This window comes from Hyphomicrobium sp. (assembly GCF_009026145.1).
Lineage (GTDB): Bacteria > Pseudomonadota > Alphaproteobacteria > Rhizobiales > Hyphomicrobiaceae > Hyphomicrobium_A.
This window is the reverse complement of sequence record NZ_WBUE01000002.1, coordinates 133,195-154,101: the sequence shown is the minus strand read 5'-3', so window position 1 is coordinate 154,101 and position 20,907 is coordinate 133,195. Positions and strand designations below refer to the sequence as shown.

The following is a 20,907-nucleotide window of genomic DNA, read 5'->3' as shown; positions in this document are numbered from 1 at the left end:
CGCGCAAATCTTTGAGCGCTTGTAGCCGTAGACGGTCATAGGCAGGGATCGCTTGATGGCAGCTGTCGCAGAACACGTGGAACCCGTCAAAATGCCGACCGCGGCTTCATGAAATCCCGACACCTACCCTGTCTAGCTGGGCGCCATCGGCCGCAGTAGTTTATATTTCGAGGAGTTTGTCGGGCAACTCGTCACGCTTCAGCGCGCCCGGCGGAAAATGCGCGGCGAGCACCGCTCCGCATCGTTCGATCGCCGACACGAAGCCGTCGGCGGGCCGGCCGGCTTTGACTGCCGTTACTAAGGCGTTGATCGCGTCATCCCAGACCTGTGACGCGACTTTCTCGTTAATCCCGGCGTCTGCGACGATCTCCACATAGCGCTCTGCCGTCGAGGCAAAAATGAGTACCCCGGTGCGATGCTCCGTCTTGTCCATCTTGTCCAACCCCTGGGCGAGAAATTGACGCATCGCCTCGGCGTGGGCCCGATCGTGCTTGGCCCGGCGCGGCACGATGCGGAACCGCAGCTTCGGATGCGACAGGGCGATAGCTACAACCACGAAGGTGATGAGTTGCCCGAGATAGATGGTCGCTGCCGACCAACTCGTTAGGTAAACGAACGGCAGCGGCGCGAATAACGCTATTGCGGCAGCCCAAGCAACCGGCACCAGTCGGTAGTCGCTTGAATGCCGAGCCAAGATGCAAAAGATTTCTCCGGCCGTGCGCGACTCCACATTTCGGATAGCATCACTGATGCGTGTCTTGTCCGAGTGGGTGATCATTCTTCCTTCCTCACCAGCTTCCCGACGAGCCGCCGCCGCCGAACGAGCCGCCGCCGCCCGACCAGGACGACCTGCCGTGCGACGACCTGCCTCCTCGGGACAAGAGCATCAAGAAGAGAATCTGCAAAAGCGCCTCGCAAAGGGTGCCACCCGTGGTCGCGCAGAAGATCAGCAATCCGGCCCCAATGAGAACAATGACGATCGCTGGCCAAAGGGAGACATCGGCGTCAGGCTGTGCGATGTGGGGTGAGGAACTTTGTGTGGCCTGGCGTTGCCATTCCTCGGCATTACCGCTGAGCACCTGGATAAGGTCCTCGACACCGCGCTTGATGCCACCGGAAAAATCGCCGGCCTTGAAGCGCGGCAGGATCGAAGTCTCGATAATGAATTTGCCGATGGCGTCGGTCAGCGTGCCCTCGAGGCCATAACCGACTTCGATTCGCACTTTCCGTTCGGTTGGTGCCACGATCAGCAGGGCGCCGTTGTTCTTATCCTTCTGGCCGATCTGCCAGCGCCGTCCCAGTTGATATCCGTAATCTTCGATCGAAGTGCCTTGCAGCGATTTCAGTGTGACGACGACGAGCTGGTCCGACGTCTTCTTCTCAAGATCGGCCAGCGCCTCGGTCAACGCCGCGCGCGCTGTCGCGTCTAGCACGCCTGCCTCGTCGACGACGCGGCCAGTCAGCGCGGGAAAGCTGAGCGTCTGAGCACCACCCGCTCCGATCAGACAGATCCACGCGACGGCAACGAAGATCGCACGGCGGATCATGCGCTCTCCCTCAGAACTTCACTTGTGGCGGCCGTTTTGCGTCCTCAGCGACCGTAAACTCTTGCATAGGCTTGTTGCTCTTGTAGAGCGTCGATGCCCAGATCACCCCCGGAAAGGTTCGAAGTGCCGTATTGTAGAGCCGTATCGCTTCGATGTAGTCGCGGCGCGCAACTGCGATGCGGTTTTCCGTGCCTTCGAGCTGCGACTGCAGTGCCAGAAAGTTCTGGTTAGACTTGAGGTCGGGGTAGCTTTCGGAAACCGCGAGCAGACGCCCGAGCGCGCCGGACAATTGCGCCTGCGCCGCCTGGAATTTCTTGAAGGCTTCAGGGTCGGTGATCGTATCCGCGTTGACCTGGATGGACGTCGCGCGTGCCCGCGCGTTTGTCACTGCCTCGAGCACGGCGCGCTCCTGCTGCGCAAAGCCTTTAACCGTCTCGACCAGATTGGGGATGAGATCTGCCCGCCGCTGATATTGGTTCTGCACGTCCGACCATTTGGCCTTGGCCTGTTCTTCGTAAGTCGGGATGGTGTTGATGCCACATCCCGACACCAGAATACCGACAAGCGGCGCGAGCATCGCAATACGGGCGAACCGCGAGACGCTTGTGAATGAACCAGACATGCCAATCTCCATGATACCGGTTCGACGGCTACTGATCGAGGCGCAGACACCGCCCCTAGACAGGTGTCGCGTCGTCCGTCGCTTCGAGCCCCGTTTATTCATCCGCGGCGTCCACTTGGCCGATGTCGCTCGATCGGTATGATCGTCCGTGGGCTGTTAAAATCGAGTGCTCTCAATCCGCCACGGCGTCGAATTATTATGGACACCGAGCCCTGAATGACCAACAATAATTGAAGCAATAGCGTCAGTTGGGAGGTGAAGCCGCCGTCGATTTCCGCATCTCAGGAGGCGCGATTCTGCTATTGGGGGCGCTCCGCCTAACGTCTGGAAAATGGGTGCGCGGCCGAGGCTCAATGTCACGAGGGCTCTCGTTAGAACAATCGCCTGCTGCACTTGGCCCCGCAACGCCCAAATCGATCGTGGACGCGAATTCGTCATGTGCTTTTCGGCAGAAGCAAGCTTTACTGCGGCGGCGGTTCTCGTCCCCGCTGGAGCGGTCACTATATACCGAGCTTACCGGACAAACCGCCAGTATCTCCCCATCGCCGCACTGCCGCTGCTTTTCGGCCTGCAACAGCTCTTTGAGGGCCTTGTCTGGACCGGCAACGCCCTGTCGAGCGACAGCATGGTCGAGCGGTACTCGATGGCTTACATGTTCTTTTCGTGGCTGGCATGGCCCGTCTGGGTACCGTTCTCGACCTACTTCCTCGAGCCGTGCCGACGGCGGTACATCTATATGATCTTTGCCATTTTGGGCGGCATGCTCGGCGCCATGCAGTATCTCCCCTACTTCGCGCACGAGGGGTGGCTGGTCACCAAATTCCTCCCCTACGCGATCAGCTACCAGGGGACCGTACTCTTTGACTTCATCATGCAGCGGGATCTTACGTACGCGATCTATCTCTTCGTGGTGATTGCTCCGCTGCTCACGTCTTCGAATCGACGCGCGCAAATGTTTGGCGTGCTCATTTCCATGGTCGCCACCACGACGTATCTGTTCTTCCAGTTCGCCTACATATCGGTGTTCTGTTTCGGCGGGGCTCTGATGTCGCTCTATATCGTCTATATGGTCTTTGCCGAAGCCGAGCCAACACGGAGTGCCGAGGCAGGTGTCTGAATCGAGCTTGTCGGCGCGCCACAGGAATGAAGGCTTCAATGCTCGCAGGTAGTCACCACTGGATAGACATCACGCTGTGGGTATGGTTTTCGCTGACCGCCTTGTCCGCAATCTACATCGCATGGGATTTGATTACGCGCACGCCAGAGATGAAGGTGATGAAGTGGGGCTGGATTTTGGTCACGCTTTACATGGGGCCGGTGGCCTTCATCGTGTACTGGTTCTCTTGCCGCGAACCCACGCCCGGCACGCACGAGAAGTTCATCGTGCTGCTCTGGAAGCAGTCGGTCGGCTCAACGATTCACTGCATGGCGGGAGACGCGACAGGCATCATTCTCGCAGCCGCGGTCACCAGCTTGCTCGGGTTGCCAATGGGCGTTGATGCAGTCGTCGAATACGTCGCCGGTTTTGCACTTGGCCTGTTCATCTTCCAAGCCCTCTTTATGAAGGACCTGCTCGGCGGGACCTACTGGCAGGCGGTCAAAGGTACGTTGCTCCCCGAGTGGCTCTCGATGAATACAGTGATGGCCGGCATGATTCCGGTCATGGCTGTCCTGATGACCAGAGACATGCGGGCGATGGAGCCGACATCCCTGCGCTTTTGGGGAATCATGTCGATCGCCTCGCTCGTCGGCGCAGCACTCGCCTATCCCGTCAATTGGTGGCTCGTCCAGAACGGGTTGAAGCATGGCATGGGAACGGAGCGTGCCCTTGGCAAGGGCGGCACGCAAATCGCGGCGGAGCGGGCGCGGCTTTCCACCACCGCGGTACATCTGTGCACGGAAGACAACATGACCAGGATGGAGACGGGAGGCGTCTCCGCCGAAGCCAAGCTCTCAGTCACGCTTCTCACCATCGCCATGCTAGCCGTTGGAGTCACGCTGGCAGCGCTTTATGGCGATTTCTCAATGCGCGCGCGTGAGATCCATGAGATGCCCATGTCAATGCCGATGCCAAATTAGCGAGGCTGATGCTGCGACGGGCGTCGAGACGTGGTGTTGGTGGCGTTATCCGCCGCACCAACTGGTCTCTGATCGATGCCGTCGCGCCCCATCATCATGCGCGGTCAAGTTGAGGACCGTGTGATGCCTTGCTGCCGCTCTGCGGCGTGCATGGTGAGGATCGTCACGGTCCACCCATCCTCGAATGACGTATGAAGGGCGCGCGGGCCGCGATGGGCACGTGGAACTCAGCCCGAAGCCGCTGCGTTGTGGCGCCGGGCATGGCTCGGACCAAATGAGAATGCGCGAAAGCGTGTTAATTGGAGGCCTCATGCACAAGATCATCATCGCGCTCCTGGCAGCAGTAACGTTGTCGGCAGCAACTTTGCCCGCCTTTGCGCAATCGTGCCCCGAGGGCCAGCACTATGACGCCGTAAAGAAGAAGTGCGTGCCGCACGGACAATGACAATTCGCGTATGACCGGAGCGCGGTAACGGCGTACAGTTCTCACCGAGGAATTTCTCGGATCAACGCCAACTAGCATCCACCGCGAAAATTGACCGACCCGGCCCCGTCACTATGTATGAGGGGCCGGGCCGGCATGCGTCTCAAGTCGGGTGAGGATCGGTCGATATCGGACCAATCCGCCTGTGTTCGTCGCTTAATTCCGCGGCAGCCGGGGCGACAGCGGCGTCAGCGGCTTCGGCATCTTCGGCAAGCCATCATGATATCCCGGCTTGTGATGTGCCTGAGCCTGACCAACGACACCCGTCATTGCCACCGCGACAAGGGCCAAAGCAGTGATAAGTGATTTCAACATTGCCGTATCTCCTGAGGTCTTCGATTTGTCTTCACCGGCCGCGCAACACAAGGCGCCGCGGCAGACTGCGAGCGTCGTCGCTCGCGAAGTGACGTGTGAAGGATCAAGCGCGGGGAGGCGGCGTTGGGGGCTGGTAGGTGAGGCCGTAATACGTGGAAGGCTCGAAGCCGCTCAACGCGGTGCGGCCGACCAACGCTAAATTGGACGCGAGATCTAAAGCGGGGCCAAGCTGCGAGCAATGCGTGACGCAGGTCCTCATGGTGCATTGAGTGGCGGTCTGGCAGCAAAGGCAATCCCCATCCGTAGATGACATCGCCACTGCTGTGGAATGGTTCACGTGCGTCAACGCTCCGGGCATGGCACCCGCAATCGGCGCGAGAACGAGACCGAGGCCAATCAGAGCGGCAAGGACCAGCCGTATCATCAGTGTATTACACCCAGGTGAGCGAATAGCGGCGCCCTCAAACATTCAACCCAAGTAGGACAGGCGAAGGTGTCTGCGCTTGAGCAAAGTCAAATTTGGCCTCGTTGGCGGGCGATAGTGGTGTAACGGATGGTAACAAGTCGCACTTGCAAGTGCGAACGCATCGGGCCTTGATGCGCGGTCAAATCAAGATTCGCGAGATGGCTTGCACTGCCTTCATACCGGAACCGAACCGCGCGATCGCCTCGCGGTTCGCTCTCAGCTCGCTGTAGGGAATATAACGTACCTTCATGTCTGCGATGCGAGTGAACGCCGGACGTGCGAGCTGCGCCCGCACATCTCGCTCACGGTCGTCGGGCGCGACGAGAAAGAGCCCTTCCAGAGCACGCGCTTCGGTACCAAGTGCCAAGTCGAGCATGCGAATAATTCCAGAGTAGATCGAGGTGGTGTGCTCAACTTCGTAGGCCGCGACGATTAGGCCTGTCGGCTGGTCGATCCACAGAATATCTATCAACCGAACCGCGTCCGATCCGGCAGCATTACCGACAGTGTCCGGAAGCGCTGCCATACATCCATCGCCAAGCCTGCCTCCGTTGTAAGTTCGGCCTTGGTCGTTGGCGGCGACCCACACCTCATATCCAAGGGCCTTGCCGAGGTCGCGGAGCCAGCCCTGGACTTCGGTGTGCGTCTGATCGCTCTCGCGTTCCGCCGCTAGGGTCCTGGCCACCTTGGCGCTCTCCTCTCTAACGCGGGTGAGATCCGCTTCCCACTCGGCGCGGCACCTCGAGTCGTCGTCTCTCGGCGGGGCGGTATAGCGCCCGCTTCCAACGTCGAATAGCAGGCCGCCGATAGCACCCAAGTCGTTTGAAAGGAGGTCACAGTATTTCGAGTTCATCGCAAGGATGCCATCTCGCATAGCTAGATATTCATCCCAACGGCCGAGCTTCACATTCGCGCCGCTCAAGGCGTTGTAGCCATTCACGATAGCCGTGTTGAAAGGCGGCATGAAAGTGGGGTGCAGGAAGTAGAGAAGATTGGCAACCGCAGGGCCGAGACCTTTGATGGCCTTGGCATCGATCTTGTGAATTGCCGCGAGGACTTGCTGCTCGGTATTGCAACAGACGCAAATGTCGAGAAGCTGCCCAAAAGATCGCTGGTTCTCAGGGCACTCGTAGATGTCAGGTATGCGCAGTTTCGGCTTCCATAAAAACGCGTGATCGGCGCCCTTGAAGATTTGCCGTTGCTCAGCGATTGAGCCGACGACTGTCTCCAACGAAGAGCCGCGATAAGCGCTACCGAATCTACCGGTGTTGATCTCCGCGACAATCTGCTGAATTCCCCTGCGGATTGAGCGAAAGTTCTTGAGGCGCTCCTCCCACAAGAACCATGTCTGATATGTACCGGCGGGATCGTTCCGCCAATTCTGGATCAAAGTCGGCAGTAAATCGGGCAAGACAGCATCCCCTATCTGCTCTTGGCTTCAACCGCGCATCTTAATGGAGCATGCCAGCCCGACCAATAGATGCACCCCCTAGTGCGATCGCAATATGTGCCATCGTCTCCAACTGGTGAGGCGCTTGCTGCGCTTAGCACTCCGCGGCAAGGCAATCACTTCTCGAGCGCCATCAAAGCCTTCCTGATCGGGTAATTCCCCTCGCCAGCCGAAAGGTGAACCACAGCGCCAAGCCATGGGCGACCGCGGCGAGTGCCGGCACCTCGCCGTAAAGGCGCGGGCCGATGCTGTGCTGCATAAGCAGCGATCCAGCAATGTATAGACCCAGCGTGACGAGCGCGAGCGCCACGCGGTTGCTGCTGCGATCGATATGCGCCTCCAGTCCGTCGAGCCCTTGAAGCCGCACGCTCAAGCCCAAACCTTCGCCCTCTTGGTTCAGTCGCCGGGTCCATGAAGCCAGGATCGCAGGGAGGTCGTGCGCGGCGATCAGACTATCCTGCCTCAGGCGATCGAGGGCACTCTGCCAGTCCGTCTCCGCCATTGCGGTCTGGAGCACTTTGGGACCTTTCTCTTGCAGGCTGTCAAGAAGTGCGAATTCCGGGTCGAGCGTACGCACCGCATGCTCGGCGTTGAACATGGCGCGCATCAGCACCACAAGTTCGTAAGGCATGAGGACATTCTGCGCCTGGCCCAGCCGCATGACGCGCAGGAACGCGTCCGCCAAAGACCAATCCTTGAGCGGGATTGCAGCGTAGTCGGCGAGGATCTCGGACAGCCCGCGGCGCATATTTGTACGGTTCATCTTCCCGCCCAGCACGCCGAGATCGATCGCGGCGTCCAAGAGCCAGTCGGCATCCTCATGAATGAAGGCATTGGTGAAGGCAGCAAGCTTGCGGCGCGTGGCCAGATCGAGAAATCCGACAAGCCCGAAATCATGCAGGCAGATCTTTCCCTCGGCGGTGATGAAGATGTTCCCTGGGTGTGGGTCCCCATGGAAGACGCCGAGGACGAAGATCTGATGCAGGTACGCATCGACAAAGTTCTGCGCCAGGCGCGGACCGTCCGACTTGATGGTGGGATCATCGATGCGCCGGCCGCTGCTGCGCTCCTGAACGATGACGGTCTCGCAGATGAGATCGTCGACAACGTTGGGAATGTCAATCGTCGGCGAGCCGGAAAAGGCTGTCACGAAGCGCTTGATGTTGCGCGCTTCTTGTCGGAAGTCGATCTCCTTCTTCAGGTTGCTCCAGATCTCCTCGACGATGCGCGTCGGCTGGTAGTGCTTCAGGCCTGGCCGGAGCGTCACGGCCGCCCGCGCCAGCATGAAAAGCGCTCGCATATCGCGATCGATCTGCGCCTTGATGCCGATCCGGCGGACCTTGACGATTACCTGACGTCCATCATGTAGCTCCGCAGTGTGCACCTGTGCGATCGAAGCGGCGGCGAGAGGTTTTTGATCGAAGCGTGCAAAGAGCTCCTGAATCGACCGTCCTAGCCCATGCTCGATCTCTCGGATCGCGTCTCCTGCCGGAAAGGGGGCAATGTTTTCCTGAAGCGACTGCAGCGCCTCAACGTATTCATCGGGGAGAAGATCCCGACGGAGGCTGAGCGCCTGACCGAACTTGATGAAGGTTGGACCGAGCCGCGCGAGCGCGAGGCAAAGGCGCTGCGGCGCTCGCTGCTGCGAGCGAGCGAGATGCGGGCGCTCCAGCGCACGGCCCACCGCAAATCGGGGAACTTCAAATGTGATGCGGAGCAGCCGAAGCAAGGATTTCATGGTCGTCCAACGGCCACTGTTCGAGTCATAAATTTCCGTTCACTCACACGCCGCAAGACAGTGCCTCGCTGCGAGCCGAGATACGATCAAGTGGCGGCGCCAGCGGTGGCAACCGCGGTTATGCGGCCCGCAAGTCTCCGCCACGTGAAATGCTCATACACGCTCGACGAGTATGCGCCAAAAGCAGCGCCGAACAAGATCTCTTCGATTGGCATGCCGGCGATGTTCGGGCGCGACAATGCGCCGAGGTTCCACAGCTGCGCGATGTGGCCGGCTGCCACCCATTCGATCCCGATCGAGATCACGGTGTGGTTAGCCATGGGGTTGGAAAGTTTGATGGCTCCGGGCACCGATCCTGTTTCTTAGGGAACAGCGCCCGTGCCGCGCCGGTATACCGTCCGCCAGTCAACCCCTCAATCGAACACAAAGGAGAACAGAGCATGAAAACCATCCTCGCCGGTACCGTCGTCGTCATGCTTGCGCTGACGGCCATGGCTGCGGCCGCGCAGGCCGGAGACGACGCTGGGCACGTCGTCAGCGACCTTGTACATAGCCTCGGCCACGGCCACGGCCACGTCATCGACCTCGTAGATAGTCAAGGTCACGGTCATGGACATGGCCACGGTCACGGTCATGGACATGGTCACGGTCATGGCCACGGTCACGGTCATGGACATGGCCACGGTCACGGTCACGGGCATGACCACTGAACCCTGCCCTGTGGACCCCTCTGACCTGAAGCTGCTTGCTCCGTGGCGCCGAGATCAGCTCCCGCGCTTGAGTGGACGCTCATTTAGGTTTTTCGGCACTGAATGGCCGCGCGGTTCCCCAGAACCACGCGGCCTCGTTTTGGGCGTCTTGGACCGGCGTGCGTTTAGTGATGGTGCCTGAATCCTTGCGTCCTCCTCGTCCACTGAGGTGAGCTTGATGGCCGCAGCGCATGTCTTGATTGTCTTGATTCCTGATGGGCGCAGTGTCGGGAATCATCCACTTTTTTCTGTGAGGCGGCTGGCTACCAGCGGTCGCCGCATCGGAAGGCCACGGCGTAGGCAACTGGCCTAGCAACGCATGCGGTAAGATGATCCTTATGTGATACCCCCAAGCACCTGAACGCTCTTGCGGCCGGTCATAGAGCTGCCGTGTCTATGCGCTCAAAGGAGCTCCAAAGGCGTTCAGCTGTCGTTCACGAGGGCGATACAGCGCTGATGCTGCAGTGAAGGTGAACTCGCAGCCACCATGATCATTGGGCGCAGAGGAACGGCCGGTTGGCAGGGCTTGTGGCGTCCCAAGCAGGATGAAGTCGCGTCCGACGTACCGCAGCTCGGCTTGAGCCGACCGCCCATCGCGCTGCGTGGCCGGCTTCAAGTGTTGAAAGGGAAGGAGATATTGCTATGCGCCACATTTTCCCCTCGACTGTCATCGCTCTTTTGTTCCTAGGTGGTTCTGCCCTTGCGCACCACGATGTCGGGCCCACCAAGTCAATCGCACCATCGCCGGTGCCTCATGCACACTTGCAGATCGCCGAACATGCGGGCGACGACAATGGCCGGCAAAATGCCGGGGACCACCACGTCCATTGGGTTGGTGTGGGCTGTGTTTCAAGCGCAGACCACTGCCACCACGATGCCCATGAGAAGGGTTACGAGCACAGCCGCGTGGTCCCAGATCATGACGCCTGTCGCCACGAGCCGCATCTGCTCTGCCAGGCGCGGAAATAGCGTAGCGACGTTGGTTTGGTGGCCGCCCAGGGAAACTCTACCCAGAAAAGAATCGTTGGCCTTCCAACGCTCTCTGCCGGCTTCGTTACAGTCGTCATGCCCACCTCGGCAGTCCTGAACTCGGCCTAGGAGACTTTTCTCAGGCGCGCGCCGCCGAGGAGAAGGAAATCATTGCGGCCCAAATACGCAAACAAGGGCTTTCCTGTGACAAGGTCATCAGCGCCGAACGGGACTTGCAGCGCTCGAGGCTGAATGAAAGCGTTTGGCTTCTTAGATGTGGAAATGCGAGCTATCGGGTGCGTCTTGTTCCCAAGATGGCCGCGAAGGCCGATCGGATTTGACTGACGCTTCCTTGCTCGCGCGCTCGGTGGACTCGTCAACCGGATCTAAAGACAGGATGTTAGCAAGTGGCAGCTTCAGTTGCAGAACTCCGTAGCAGCCCCAAACGGACGAACACTTCGTTCAGTGGCGGGTTCAGCCACACTCAGAAAATATTTGCCGGCGAGGTGCCGCGGCGGAAACCGCGGCCGCCCACGGGCAGGCTAGGTCAGAGACCCGCCGTAACCAAGGACGGTTGCGTCGCGCCTCTCCGTGGAGGCGGGGTGTGCAAGGCCGGTAACGTCTTCAGTGTACTACTCGCAATAGCCCGCGGAGGGATATCGACGGGCTATTTTGCTACGGGCTTTAGCCAAGCCACTCGACCACGGCGATCAACAGCCCGAAGGCGAGCGGCTCCGCCAACGCTCGATAACAAAAGCTTGCGCGTCATCAGTGCGCTGCCGTCAGCGTGTCGCTCAGTTCGGTCCGCCGACCCGGCACTCAGTGATGCCCGTGGCCATGACCGTGGCCATGACCGTGACCATGGCCGTGACCATGGCCATGACCATGGTGCCCGTGGTGACGGTAATGATGGCGGTGATGTCGCCATCCGTGATGACGGTGACCGATGTAAAGGTAGACATGGCCGTGGCGATGACGACGATGCCTGACCTGCTCGACCTGGCCGCTGGCTGATGTGCTCGATATAGCTCTGAGTGCATCTGACACGCCCATTACCGGCGCCGCTTGCGCAGCACCAGTAATCGACGCGAATGTCGCGGCAACGAATGCCAGCGTTATCAGCCGTTTCATGGTGTGATCCTCCATCCGTTTCCTCAATTCAAGGCCGCCTGCCGCGGGGAGCGTCAGCATGGGAGCGAGGCTCTGTCTTGCGCGGAAACTGTTCATGCGCAGCAACCACGTGACGAGACTGCGGGCCGCCGCTCGACGACAAGAACGTGCCGTCCTCCTTCGATGCGTCGTGGCCCGGCCGTGTTACATGGAGAGGGAATCCAGCGCGTCCCAGGACGGAGAGCCGCGGAAATTGGTAACGGTCTGTAACTGGCGCGCACGTGGCTGTGGCTACCGCGAGTTTGTCGCGTCTACCATTGTCATGCGCCGACGGCCTCGGCACTGCGACGACCGCTCTTTCGCGATTGGGCGGACCGTGAGCGATTGCCCTCGCGACGCCGAGACGGTGGCCCCGGGGCTTCTCTTTACCCCGCGTCGGCACGCAGCCTCCGCCACGTGAAATGCTCATACACACTCGACCAGTATGCGCCGAACGCAGCGGCGAATAAGAGCTCTTCGATCGGCATGCCGCCGATGCTCACGCCCGATAAAGCGCCGAGGTTCCACACCCGCGCGATGTAACCGGGTACTGTCAGTTCGATCCCAACGAGGAACACGGAGTAGTATGCCACGAAGAGGGCGGCGCCGATCCACGTCTTGCGCGCCAAGTCCGGCCGACACCAAATCGCAGCAGCGGCGCCCAAGGCCATGGCGACGATGGCCGCATAGATCGGATTCCAAGGCAGCGTGTAGAGAATCGGAAACGATAAGAATGGGACAGCCAGCGCCCATCCGTGCAAGTTGTGCCGCTGGGCGAGCCGCTCCCCGTCAACCACCGGCGCAAGCTCTCGGCCAGTCCACAGATTGTACAGGACAGCGCCGATGCCGCCGATGCCAAAGGAGAAAATGAAGCTTTCGATATCAAAGCCTGTTGTCCGCGCAAGATCGAACAGGCTCGGCGGACTCCAGTAGGCGGGGACGAAGAGCGGCTCGGTCAACCCGAATGGCATCGTGAGCAGACTGGTCCACAGCATGACCTTGCGCTGGCGCGGAAACGCCACATACACAGCAAGCCATGGGATGAGGAGCCCGATTGACCACGCTAGCCAGACGTATTCATCTGCGATCATGCTGCCCCTCTTGGGCGTCCATCCTCACCACGGAGTCCTCAAAAAATGGCTCGCGGGTCTCCGTTTCCTGCGAGCGCCGCAATTTCATTTGGCTCGAGCATCCCTTGCGGGGCGGCGCCCAGGAGCTCGGCACAAGCTTGGACCAAATGTGCCCACGTGCAACGGTTTGCAAATAGCATTCCGAATATGTCGAGCGTTCCACCCCGGTTCCTGAATCCTGCAAATCGACTGGGCACCCGACCGGCTTCCAGCCGTCGCAAAACGCCGATCATTGGCTCCGGTCGCGTATGCGTTATAAAAATTCGGGGGAGCACTGCCGGGAACAGCGAACGAAGCTCCTCATCTCGCGCAACAACCTGTTCCTCCATTGCGTCACGCGGTTCACGAAATCGCCCCGGCTCGAAAAGATAAGCCACGCACGCGCGACAGCCGCGTGATTCCAAGCGCTGACGGGCGCGCAATGCTTCTCGGAGCTGATAGGCGCCAATCGCGACCAGTTGCATTGCGGATTCTGACACATCACCCGCGACGATCGCACCGCCTCGCGACACGAGCATCCGCGAATCTTCTGCATCAAAGACATCGGCGACGGGACGCTTGGGAACGACAAGGCAGGCAATCTGGCCAGTCCGCGTATAGACGCTTCGGAGCGCCTCGACTGCAGTGTTAGCGTCGGCTGGAAAGAGAATGCGCGAAACATCCGACATTTCACCGAGGAGCGCCTCAGCAAACGTCGGATCCTGGTGTGATAGCTCGTTCTTGCCATTCTCCCACGTGTGCGAGGTGACGATCACAGGGACGCTGATCCAACCGGACGGCCGCCCCACCTCACGGCGGTCGCGCGCGAAGATCATTTCCTGGCGGAGCGCGCCGAGCATCTTCACGGCGAAGGCTTCGTAGGTCACCGCCAGGTTGATTCCTCCCTTGTTCCCGAGCACAGCCCCAATCACGGCCTCCTCGTTGAGCGCGGTAATGACGGAACCGTCGATCGCCTCTGGCACTCCCGGTTCCGGCCGGTTGACCCGATGCTTTAGCACCTTCAGCGTCTCTCCCATGTGGTTGCTCTGCAACTCATCTGGATTGGCGACGCGCGGCCGCAAGCCGGGATTGGCGCGCACGAGATCGACGAAATAAGCATCGATTGCACCCATGGGCGAAAAAGTGGTCTCCCCGGGACTTCGCCAAGCAGGCTCCGGCAGACTCGGAATCGCTACGGAGCGCGTAGCAAGCCTGTGATCTGCCTCCTTGTGGCGCTTCTGTGCTGCATGGATGCTGAAGGCTTCGACCGCCTCGCGCACAGCCTCCGGTGCGACCCAAAGGCGTTTTGCACCGTCGTTGAAGGAACGTCTGGCTGCTGCGTCAGTTGACGGATTCCCGTCGAGGGGGAGGTTGTGCGCCTGAATGGAGCCGGCTCCCGGAAAGCCGTAGCCTTTGATCGTGTGCGCAATGGCATACGGTAGTGGTACGGGATAGCGCAGAGTACCGGATCTGATGGCCTCGGAGCTGGTAGTAAGTCTGCTTTCCATTTCGAGAATGGCCCACGTGAATGCTGCAGCATCGCGGCCGTCGATATCGATCGGATCAAAGCCGCTTTGGCGCAAATGAGTGCGAAGCCAATCGGCTCCGCCGTCCTGCGTGACCGCGGATCGTTGCTCGATGCGGCGTCCATTCAAGATCATGATCGGCATCACTGGGCCGCTATCGTGCGCGCGCCACCATCGCGGCGACCAATCGCTTCCGCGCTGCTCTTCAAATGCTCCGTCGCTCAGAAAGGCGACGAGGCTCTCTCCAGGGAGCGGCATATGGACATATTCGAGCTCGGCAAAACCGAGGTAACCGCCTTCGAAAAGTCCGCCGGCTGTATGCGCGTTGACATGGCTTCCGATCGGCGCCGCCGGAGAGCCGTCCGGGCGTATGGCGTAAGAGTAGAAGTCCGCCACAAGCTGGCTTAGTCCTGCCTCGCTGAACGAGTATCGCTCCCTCTGCTCTGGCGAAAGGTTTCCGACCAGCGTATTGACCGCCTCGATCGCAGCCACGCAGTGTCCCTGGCCCATGATCCACGATCGAGTCATTGCGGAAACGAGATTGGCCGTCAGGTATCCAACATATGCCGGCACCATATTCAGGGAGCCGCCGGTGTGCCCCTCGGGCGTCGTCTTGAAGTCGGCCGCTTCGAGCGCCTGACCGCTAAGACGGACCCGTTTTGCGTATGTCATATGGACCACAAGCCACATCGCTGCGCTGGTCAAGCGGTCCGCCGCAATCAGCTTCTCAAAGACCCAACCCGCCGTCGGGACCGTACCCCGCTTGGCGAGCAGCTCGGCCAATTCGTAGACGCGCACCTGCGTAAGATCGCTGTGCTCAACGATCGAACTTCCGCATGCCCAATCGGCAAATTGGGCATCGTGACGACGATAGACCGCGGCTTTCTCCGCAATGCGAAGACGCTCATAGGTGGCGAGCTTCATGAGGGCCTGATCGCAGCATGCTTCGGCTGCCGGCGGACTGCATGGCTCTGGCGCAGTCGTTTCCGTCTGCTTCGAGGACTTGTCCGTCGCCATATGGTCTCTCCGCGCTAGGCCGGCCTATTGGACCAGTGATGACATTGCCTTTGCCACGATATCGCTGACGTCTAGTGCGGTAGCCTTATGAGACACGGTGTTGGTGCAAACGATGCTGGAGGCCCCCGCCGCCTCGAGCCGTTCGAATGCGTCGTCGGCAAACAGTCCATGTATGCCCAGACATATTGGAGGGCTGAACCCAAGCTCGCTCAGGTGTCTGATGGCGACCTCCATGGTCCGCCCCGAGGAAATGATGTCGTCAACGAGGACCGGCGTCCGGCTGCGCCAGGCTTCGAGATCGGGTAACTTGATCTCAACGTCGCGATCGCCACGCCGGGTCTTCTCGAGGGTGACGCAGGGCACGCCTGCGTCTGCAGCAACGGTGCTGACCCATTGCTCGCTCTCGACGTCTGGGCCAATGACGAGCGCGTTTGGCGCGTGCTCGCGTATCCACGCCGATAGTTTCGGGGCTGCATGGCAGACTGCGACGGGAATGGCGTAGATCTCCGACATGGACGTGCGACGATGCAGATGCGGATCGACCGTCACGATCCAGTCGAAGCTGGACGAGAGAAGGCTGCCGAAAGCGCTTGATGTGATTGCCTCGCCTGGACGAAAGCGCTTGTCCTGCCGCATGTAGCCCAAATAGGGCGCGACCAAGCCCACGCGGGAAGCGCCGAGATCGCGTGCCGCATGCGCCGTGAAGAGCAAGGGCAGGGTCTTGTCGTTGGGCCGGTCGAGCGTGCACACGAACGCGGTTGACCGACCATCAACGTCGCTGGCAAGCCGCACGTAGGTCTCGCCGTCGGGAAACCGGCGCATCTCGAGCGACCCGGGCTCTGCGCCGAGAGCGGCTATCAAGCGGCCGGTGAAGTCCTCGTTACCGGGCATCGCGAACAGCAGCGGTTTCATGACTACCCCACGACACCGATAATCATGCGCTGGGCGGCGACGTAGTTGAGCGCATACGCAAGCTCCCCACGGGACTGGGCATGAACGGTGAAGAGCGGTTGCCCTGCTTCCACTCTGTCTTCGAGACGAACGTGCAAGTCGATCCCTGCCGCGGGCGACTTGGGAGCGCCCGCCAGCTTGGCGACTTTGGCGAGGCGGCGGTTGTCCATCGTGGCGACACGCCCCCCAGACGACGCCACCACCGGATGCAGTTGCGGGGCCAGAGGCGGGGCTCGCATGCCACCCTGCGCTTCGCAAATGGCCTGGAATTTCTGCCATGCGATGCCTGTCTCGAGTGCCTCAGCCGCGAGCCGCACCCCCTCGCCCGGGCGCGCGCGGCCGCCAAGTTCCAGCAGGTGCCCAGCGAGATGCAGAGCGCGGTCACGCAAGTCCGTCGGCGCGCTCGCGCCTTGCTGGATAACCGCGAGGACATCGCGCGCCTCCAGCGCCGGCCCGATCCCGCGCCCCACTGGCTGGGTGCCGTCGGTCTCCACGATGCGGGCGTTGAGCCCAAGGATCGCGCCGACTGCGCTTAACCGTTCACCTAGCCGCTTCGCGGCCTCGCGGCTGCGGACTTTGGCGGTCGGGCCGACGGGCAAGTCGAATACGGCGTGCGTGGCACCGGCAGCGAGCTTCTTGGAAAGGACTGAGGCCACGAGTTGACCCTCGCTGTCAAAGTCCAAGGGGCGCTCGACGCGGATGAGGATATCGTCGGCGGGACTGAGGCGCGCATTTCCTCCCCAAACGATGCAGCCACCCTCACGCTCGACGACGCGGCGCATGGTCGCCAAATCGAGATTCACCGGTGCCAGGATCTCCATCGTGTCGGCGGTGCCGGCCGGCGACGTGATGGATCGCGAGGACGTCTTGGGTATCGGCAGACCCAGTGCGGCGACGATCGGGACGACCAACATCGTCGTCCTGTTTCCCGGCAGGCCACCGACGCAGTGCTTGTCGGCAACGATCGGATATGGCCAGGAGATGCGATCGCCGACGGCAATCATCGCCCGCGTAAGACCGATCGTTTCATCGAGATCGAGGCGGTTGCCGGCGCACGCCGTCACAAAAGCAGCCAGGTGGAGATCTGAATAGAGACCCTCGGCGATATCTCCAACGATTGCGTTGAGGGCGGGATCTGGCAGACGCTCGCCATAGGCCTTGGCGCGCACGAAGCGCTCCGATTCGACCGGCTCGGCATGGGTCACCTCGATGACATCGCCGTCCTGCACGCCAAGCAGCGTCCACGCCGCCTCCGACAGGCTCCCCTCATCAAGGCTCAGAAGCTCGGACTTGATCACGTTCAGCGTCGCCAGCAGGCTCTTGCCCCCTGTCGCCACCCGCACGCGCGAACGCGCTTCAAAACCTTCGGAGCGGCAGACATGGCAGTCTGCGCGCATAAAGACGATGTGTTCCTGATAAGTGTCGATGCCGAGCCGGCGCAGCACGAGTCGCGATGGTGGCGATTGCTCGGCCTTGTGATCGATGGCGTCCGATGCTTGTGGTTGATTGTCGACGCTGCTCATTTCAGGGCCATCTTTTCAAGGTAGGCGGGAACGCGGCTTCTCCATCCAAGGTTTTCTTGAATGTGAAGTCGCATGGCGTCAGCTGCCGCCGGCTCTCCATGCGTGATGCAGATCTTGCCGGGGGCCTGGCGAAACGCTCGAAGCCAGTCGAGGATCTCGGCGTAGTCGGCGTGGCCGGAGAGACCCTCGAGGTTGGCGACCTCAGCCCGCACCGGAACATATTGCCCGTGAATCTTGACGCTGTCCGCTCCGCCGACGAGGGCGGCTCCCCGCGTTCCTCCCGCCTGAAACCCAGAGAACAGGATCATGTTCTTGGGGTCGGGCGCGAACGCTTTCAAATGGTGCAGAACGCGGCCACCCGTTGCCATGCCACTCGCCGAGATGATGATCATCGGACCGCGTTTCTGATTCAATTCTTTCGACGCTTCGGGGCTATTTACGAACTCGGCAATCTGGCAGGCAGCCGTGCACTCCTCGACGCTCAGCCGATGCTCGGAACGGTAGGTGTGATAGATGCGCGTTGCGTCGACGGCCATGGGGCTATTGAGATAGATGGGCACGTTCGGAACGAGGCCACGTCCTTTGAGACGCGCCATCAAGTGTAACAGTGTCTGCGCGCGGCCAACGGCGAACGCCGGAATTACGACGACACCGCCACGCTCAAGTGTGCGCGTGAGGTGTGACCCAAGCTCGTCCTCGGGGCTGGCGGCGCGATGCCTTCTGTTCCCGTACGTCGATTCGAGCACGAGCACATCGGCACGCTCCACGGCGACTGGAGGGCGCATGATGGGATCGTTGGGCCTGCCGAGATCGCCGGAGAAGAGGATCCGCTTTCCCCCGCTTTCAATCATGATCATCGATGCGCCGAGGATATGTCCGGCAGGCAGCAAGTGGGCGGAAGTTGCCGAGCTGAGCCGTAACGGCTCGTCGAAATTTATTGCATGGAAATTCTTGAGTGCGCGATTAGCGTCCTCGACGGTGTAAAGGGGTAAGGCTGGCTTGTGCTTGGAGAAACCCCGCTTGTTTGCGTAGCGCGCCTCCTCCTCCTGCAGATGGGCCGAGTCGGGCAGCAGTATCTGGCAAAGCTCGCGGGTCGCCTGGCTGCAATAGATGGGCCCACTGAATCCGTTCTTTACGAGCAGCGGAAGGTATCCACTGTGATCGATGTGGGCGTGCGTCAGCACAACGGAGCTGATGCGCCGCGGGTCGATCGGCAATGGCTGCCAATTGCGCAGCCGGAGCTGTTTGAAGCCCTGGAAGAGGCCGCAGTCGATGAGGCAAATCGTGTCGTCGTCGTCAAAAAGATACTTTGAGCCAGTGACTGTGCCGGTCGCCCCCAGAAAGGTGATCTCCACGAAATGGCTCCTCAAGTGATCTCCACCAAACGCCTCCTCAAGATCGGCGTGTTGCCCTGGCCCCATAATTCCGGGTTCAAGCCATGCAAGCACTAACGGCTACGTTCGCGACGCCGTAACCTTAAATCGCGCGAACGTCACCAACGTAGGAGGCGAGGACCGAGCATCGCACCGGCCAGCGTGCAGAGGGCGATTGTGCCGCCGTACCACAGCGCGATGAAGGGCAAGGAATCTCCAGTGCAATGCAGTGCGTAGCCCATTGCACTCATCCCGCCAGCGACAAAGCCAGCGAGTGCGCCGGCACGCGCTAGGTTGGTCGGGGCCATCCGGCGCAGCACCCACACGACCACGGCAAATGGAACGACGGCGATGAGCGGAACAGAGATGAGACATTCGAGCCATCCATCTCCCATGGCCATGCTTTGCCAGTGCCATACGGGCGCGGCCATAAGACTGAGCGTGGCGAGGAGCGCTATGCCGATGAGAGGCCAACTCGCACGGACGATCGTCGCTTCGGCATCACCACCCGGGCGCGCCAGCCTGACAAGGTAAACCGATCCCCAAATGACAACTACCGCCGCGAAGCCAAGTTTGAGCAGTAGGAAGGCCAGCGCGTGCAGGTCGTGGATATCCAATCGAATGCCGCGAGCGACCAATACGAAGCCAAGCACGGCGAGCGTGCCGACCACGACCGCTCCCACGAGCTCGCGGGCCACGCGCCTTGGGTTCACAGTTTCGACGTTCTTGCTCAGAATCTCGACCAGATCGTTGGTCTTCACGTTGTCTCCTCCCGCGCGATCAGGGCGGCCAAGGCTTTGAGCCCCCTGTGCACGTTGACCTTGACCGCCGATTCCGACATCCCGCAGCGCTTCGCGGCCTCGGCGACGCTCAGCCCGTCGATCTTCACACTCTCAATCGCGCGCCGCATCTTATCGGGAAGCTGGCTCAAGAGCTTCTGCAGATCGTGGCTGCTTTCCGCGGCGACATGCTCGTCCTGTGCGGCAATCTCGCTCGCATCGTCGATGGGGACGTCAACACGGGAGCCTTGCGTTCGACGCAGGTAGTCAATGAGCTTGTAGCGCGCAATGGCATGCATCCATGGCGTGAACAGCGCATTGGGATCGTACGTATGGCGACGCGTGTGGATGGCCATCAGCACTTCTTGCAGCAAGTCCTCGGCGTCCGTTAGGCCCCGGCCGGCTTGCGCCAGCTTAGCTCTGTAATAGCCCCGCAGGTACTGACTGAGCTGTTCGAGAAGCGCGCGATAGGAAGCCTCGTCACCTTTGAGGCCGGCCACCATTAGCTTCTTTAGCTCGGCCTCATTGGCCAACATACCTTCCCCGCTGTCGATTAGTTCGTCTGGCACCCAATTTCGGTTACGCGCCGAAGGTCACTGAGCGCGATTAAGAGGCACGGCCTCGGCGTACATTCGTTCCTTGTAACCGAACGAGTGAGGGTCGCGAACTTATTGGCATAGTCGCAATACAAAACCTCGGGAGACGAGAATGTTTAAGCCTCTGGTTGTTGCCGCAGCCCTTGCCGCAGTCGCGATGGCGGGTGCTGTCAATCAAGCTACTGCGAACACCGTGTGGGTCTATCCCTACAAAGGCACACCCTACGCCGTGCCGCACGACCATGGAAAACAGGCCGACACTCTGAAGACGAATAAGAAGGCGGCCCGCGAGAAGGCGCGTGATCGGTTCTCCGCCAGCGGAGCAATCGTGATCGCCCACCACAAGCCCGGCTACCACGATGGTCTGCCGAGAACTCCGAGATCAGAAGAGCCCGAAGACCTCCTCCGGTCGACAGCGTAATTATTGACTGGACTCGCGCCGGGACCTTGCAACAGGTCCCGGCA

The 20,907-nt window shown here is 60.6% G+C and carries 20 protein-coding genes; 4 read left to right on the top strand and 16 right to left on the bottom strand.

Annotated features, from left to right (window positions below; genetic code table 11):
• Nucleotides 1-160: 160 nt before the first annotated feature.
• The 3 genes from F9K20_RS02605 to F9K20_RS02595 are packed head-to-tail and all read right to left on the bottom strand — an operon-like array spanning nucleotide 161 to nucleotide 2,124.
• The gene (locus tag F9K20_RS02605) at nucleotides 161-778 is read right to left on the bottom strand and encodes a TPM domain-containing protein (RefSeq protein ID WP_290997263.1); all 618 of its coding nucleotides are present in this window, start codon (nucleotides 776-778) and stop codon (nucleotides 161-163) included.
• 10 nt (nucleotides 779-788) lie between these two features.
• Nucleotides 789-1,547, bottom strand: coding sequence for a YgcG family protein (locus tag F9K20_RS02600; RefSeq protein WP_290997262.1), 759 nt, complete (start codon nucleotides 1,545-1,547; stop codon nucleotides 789-791).
• Nucleotides 1,548-1,557: 10 nt separating this feature from the next.
• Nucleotides 1,558-2,124: a LemA family protein gene (locus F9K20_RS02595; protein WP_290997408.1), complete on the bottom strand. Its 567-nt coding sequence runs from the start codon at nucleotides 2,122-2,124 to the stop codon at nucleotides 1,558-1,560.
• 481 nt (nucleotides 2,125-2,605) lie between these two features.
• On the opposite strand from F9K20_RS02595, the gene F9K20_RS02590 reads away from it, so the two are divergent.
• The 3 genes from F9K20_RS02590 to F9K20_RS02580 all read left to right on the top strand — a co-directional run bounded on the left by F9K20_RS02590 (nucleotide 2,606) and on the right by F9K20_RS02580 (nucleotide 4,693).
• Nucleotides 2,606-3,286, top strand: coding sequence for a DUF6629 family protein (locus F9K20_RS02590; RefSeq protein ID WP_290997261.1), 681 nt, complete (start codon nucleotides 2,606-2,608; stop codon nucleotides 3,284-3,286).
• 26 nt (nucleotides 3,287-3,312) lie between these two features.
• On the top strand, nucleotides 3,313-4,248 hold the full coding sequence (locus F9K20_RS02585; RefSeq protein ID WP_290997260.1) for a DUF4396 domain-containing protein: 936 nt from the start codon (nucleotides 3,313-3,315) through the stop codon (nucleotides 4,246-4,248).
• Nucleotides 4,249-4,558: 310 nt separating this feature from the next.
• Nucleotides 4,559-4,693 (top strand): carbohydrate-binding module family 14 protein, encoded by a 135-nt coding sequence (locus F9K20_RS02580; protein ID WP_290997259.1) that lies wholly within the window; start codon nucleotides 4,559-4,561, stop codon nucleotides 4,691-4,693.
• Between the two features lie 195 nt (nucleotides 4,694-4,888).
• Here the strand turns inward: F9K20_RS02580 and F9K20_RS02575 are convergent, their stop codons facing one another.
• The 13 genes from F9K20_RS02575 to F9K20_RS02515 all read right to left on the bottom strand — a co-directional run bounded on the left by F9K20_RS02575 (nucleotide 4,889) and on the right by F9K20_RS02515 (nucleotide 20,382).
• A complete protein-coding gene (locus tag F9K20_RS02575; RefSeq protein WP_290997258.1) occupies nucleotides 4,889-5,047 on the bottom strand; it encodes a hypothetical protein in 159 nt (52 codons plus the stop codon).
• Nucleotides 5,048-5,652: 605 nt separating this feature from the next.
• A complete protein-coding gene (locus F9K20_RS02570; protein ID WP_290997257.1) occupies nucleotides 5,653-6,924 on the bottom strand; it encodes a type II restriction endonuclease in 1,272 nt (423 codons plus the stop codon).
• Between the two features lie 172 nt (nucleotides 6,925-7,096).
• Nucleotides 7,097-8,647 (bottom strand): AarF/UbiB family protein, encoded by a 1,551-nt coding sequence (locus tag F9K20_RS02565; protein WP_290997256.1) that lies wholly within the window; start codon nucleotides 8,645-8,647, stop codon nucleotides 7,097-7,099.
• A 140-nt stretch (nucleotides 8,648-8,787) separates the two neighbouring features.
• Nucleotides 8,788-9,051: a hypothetical protein gene (locus tag F9K20_RS02560; RefSeq protein WP_290997255.1), complete on the bottom strand. Its 264-nt coding sequence runs from the start codon at nucleotides 9,049-9,051 to the stop codon at nucleotides 8,788-8,790.
• Nucleotides 9,052-9,114: 63 nt separating this feature from the next.
• Nucleotides 9,115-9,402, bottom strand: a complete 288-nt coding sequence (locus F9K20_RS02555) for a hypothetical protein (RefSeq protein ID WP_290997254.1) — start codon at nucleotides 9,400-9,402, stop codon at nucleotides 9,115-9,117.
• A gap of 1,811 nt (nucleotides 9,403-11,213) precedes the next feature.
• Nucleotides 11,214-11,459 carry a hypothetical protein gene (locus F9K20_RS02550; RefSeq protein ID WP_290997253.1) on the bottom strand — a complete coding sequence of 82 codons (246 nt, stop codon included), beginning with the start codon at nucleotides 11,457-11,459 and terminating at the stop codon, nucleotides 11,214-11,216.
• A 495-nt stretch (nucleotides 11,460-11,954) separates the two neighbouring features.
• Complete coding sequence (locus F9K20_RS02545) at nucleotides 11,955-12,659, bottom strand: lycopene cyclase domain-containing protein (protein WP_290997252.1); 705 nt, start codon at nucleotides 12,657-12,659, stop codon at nucleotides 11,955-11,957.
• Between the two features lie 38 nt (nucleotides 12,660-12,697).
• Nucleotides 12,698-15,127 carry a xylulose 5-phosphate 3-epimerase gene (locus tag F9K20_RS02540; protein ID WP_290997251.1) on the bottom strand — a complete coding sequence of 810 codons (2,430 nt, stop codon included), beginning with the start codon at nucleotides 15,125-15,127 and terminating at the stop codon, nucleotides 12,698-12,700.
• Nucleotides 15,128-15,244: 117 nt separating this feature from the next.
• Complete coding sequence (locus tag F9K20_RS02535; RefSeq protein WP_290997250.1) at nucleotides 15,245-16,132, bottom strand: ribose-phosphate pyrophosphokinase; 888 nt, start codon at nucleotides 16,130-16,132, stop codon at nucleotides 15,245-15,247.
• Between the two features lie 2 nt (nucleotides 16,133-16,134).
• Nucleotides 16,135-17,694 (bottom strand): thymidine phosphorylase family protein, encoded by a 1,560-nt coding sequence (locus tag F9K20_RS02530; protein ID WP_290997249.1) that lies wholly within the window; start codon nucleotides 17,692-17,694, stop codon nucleotides 16,135-16,137.
• On the bottom strand, nucleotides 17,691-19,049 hold the full coding sequence (locus F9K20_RS02525) for an MBL fold metallo-hydrolase RNA specificity domain-containing protein (protein ID WP_290997248.1): 1,359 nt from the start codon (nucleotides 19,047-19,049) through the stop codon (nucleotides 17,691-17,693). Before F9K20_RS02525 ends, F9K20_RS02530 begins: the two co-directional genes overlap by 4 nt.
• A 137-nt stretch (nucleotides 19,050-19,186) precedes the next feature.
• Nucleotides 19,187-19,828, bottom strand: coding sequence for a DUF1109 domain-containing protein (locus F9K20_RS02520; protein WP_290997247.1), 642 nt, complete (start codon nucleotides 19,826-19,828; stop codon nucleotides 19,187-19,189).
• Complete coding sequence (locus F9K20_RS02515) at nucleotides 19,825-20,382, bottom strand: sigma-70 family RNA polymerase sigma factor (RefSeq protein WP_290997246.1); 558 nt, start codon at nucleotides 20,380-20,382, stop codon at nucleotides 19,825-19,827. The genes F9K20_RS02520 and F9K20_RS02515 overlap by 4 nt, the downstream gene beginning before the upstream one ends.
• A gap of 172 nt (nucleotides 20,383-20,554) precedes the next feature.
• Here F9K20_RS02515 and F9K20_RS02510 point away from each other — a divergent pair, with 172 nt between their 5' ends.
• Complete coding sequence (locus tag F9K20_RS02510; protein ID WP_290997245.1) at nucleotides 20,555-20,863, top strand: hypothetical protein; 309 nt, start codon at nucleotides 20,555-20,557, stop codon at nucleotides 20,861-20,863.
• Nucleotides 20,864-20,907 lie beyond the last annotated feature (44 nt).

Coding starts and splice junctions, on each gene's coding strand:
- F9K20_RS02605 (WP_290997263.1), bottom strand. CDS start 778: ATGATCACCCACTCGGACAAGACACGCATCAGTGATGCTATCCGAAAT.
- F9K20_RS02600 (WP_290997262.1), bottom strand. CDS start 1,547: ATGATCCGCCGTGCGATCTTCGTTGCCGTCGCGTGGATCTGTCTGATC.
- F9K20_RS02595 (WP_290997408.1), bottom strand. CDS start 2,124: ATGCTCGCGCCGCTTGTCGGTATTCTGGTGTCGGGATGTGGCATCAAC.
- F9K20_RS02590 (WP_290997261.1), top strand. CDS start 2,606: ATGTGCTTTTCGGCAGAAGCAAGCTTTACTGCGGCGGCGGTTCTCGTC.
- F9K20_RS02585 (WP_290997260.1), top strand. CDS start 3,313: ATGAAGGCTTCAATGCTCGCAGGTAGTCACCACTGGATAGACATCACG.
- F9K20_RS02580 (WP_290997259.1), top strand. CDS start 4,559: ATGCACAAGATCATCATCGCGCTCCTGGCAGCAGTAACGTTGTCGGCA.
- F9K20_RS02575 (WP_290997258.1), bottom strand. CDS start 5,047: ATGTTGAAATCACTTATCACTGCTTTGGCCCTTGTCGCGGTGGCAATG.
- F9K20_RS02555 (WP_290997254.1), bottom strand. CDS start 9,402: ATGCCCGTGACCGTGACCGTGGCCATGTCCATGACCGTGACCGTGGCC.
- F9K20_RS02550 (WP_290997253.1), bottom strand. CDS start 11,459: ATGCACTCAGAGCTATATCGAGCACATCAGCCAGCGGCCAGGTCGAGC.
- F9K20_RS02545 (WP_290997252.1), bottom strand. CDS start 12,659: ATGATCGCAGATGAATACGTCTGGCTAGCGTGGTCAATCGGGCTCCTC.
- F9K20_RS02540 (WP_290997251.1), bottom strand. CDS start 15,127: ATGAAGCTCGCCACCTATGAGCGTCTTCGCATTGCGGAGAAAGCCGCG.
- F9K20_RS02535 (WP_290997250.1), bottom strand. CDS start 16,132: ATGAAACCGCTGCTGTTCGCGATGCCCGGTAACGAGGACTTCACCGGC.
- F9K20_RS02530 (WP_290997249.1), bottom strand. CDS start 17,694: ATGAGCAGCGTCGACAATCAACCACAAGCATCGGACGCCATCGATCAC.
- F9K20_RS02515 (WP_290997246.1), bottom strand. CDS start 20,382: ATGTTGGCCAATGAGGCCGAGCTAAAGAAGCTAATGGTGGCCGGCCTC.
- F9K20_RS02510 (WP_290997245.1), top strand. CDS start 20,555: ATGTTTAAGCCTCTGGTTGTTGCCGCAGCCCTTGCCGCAGTCGCGATG.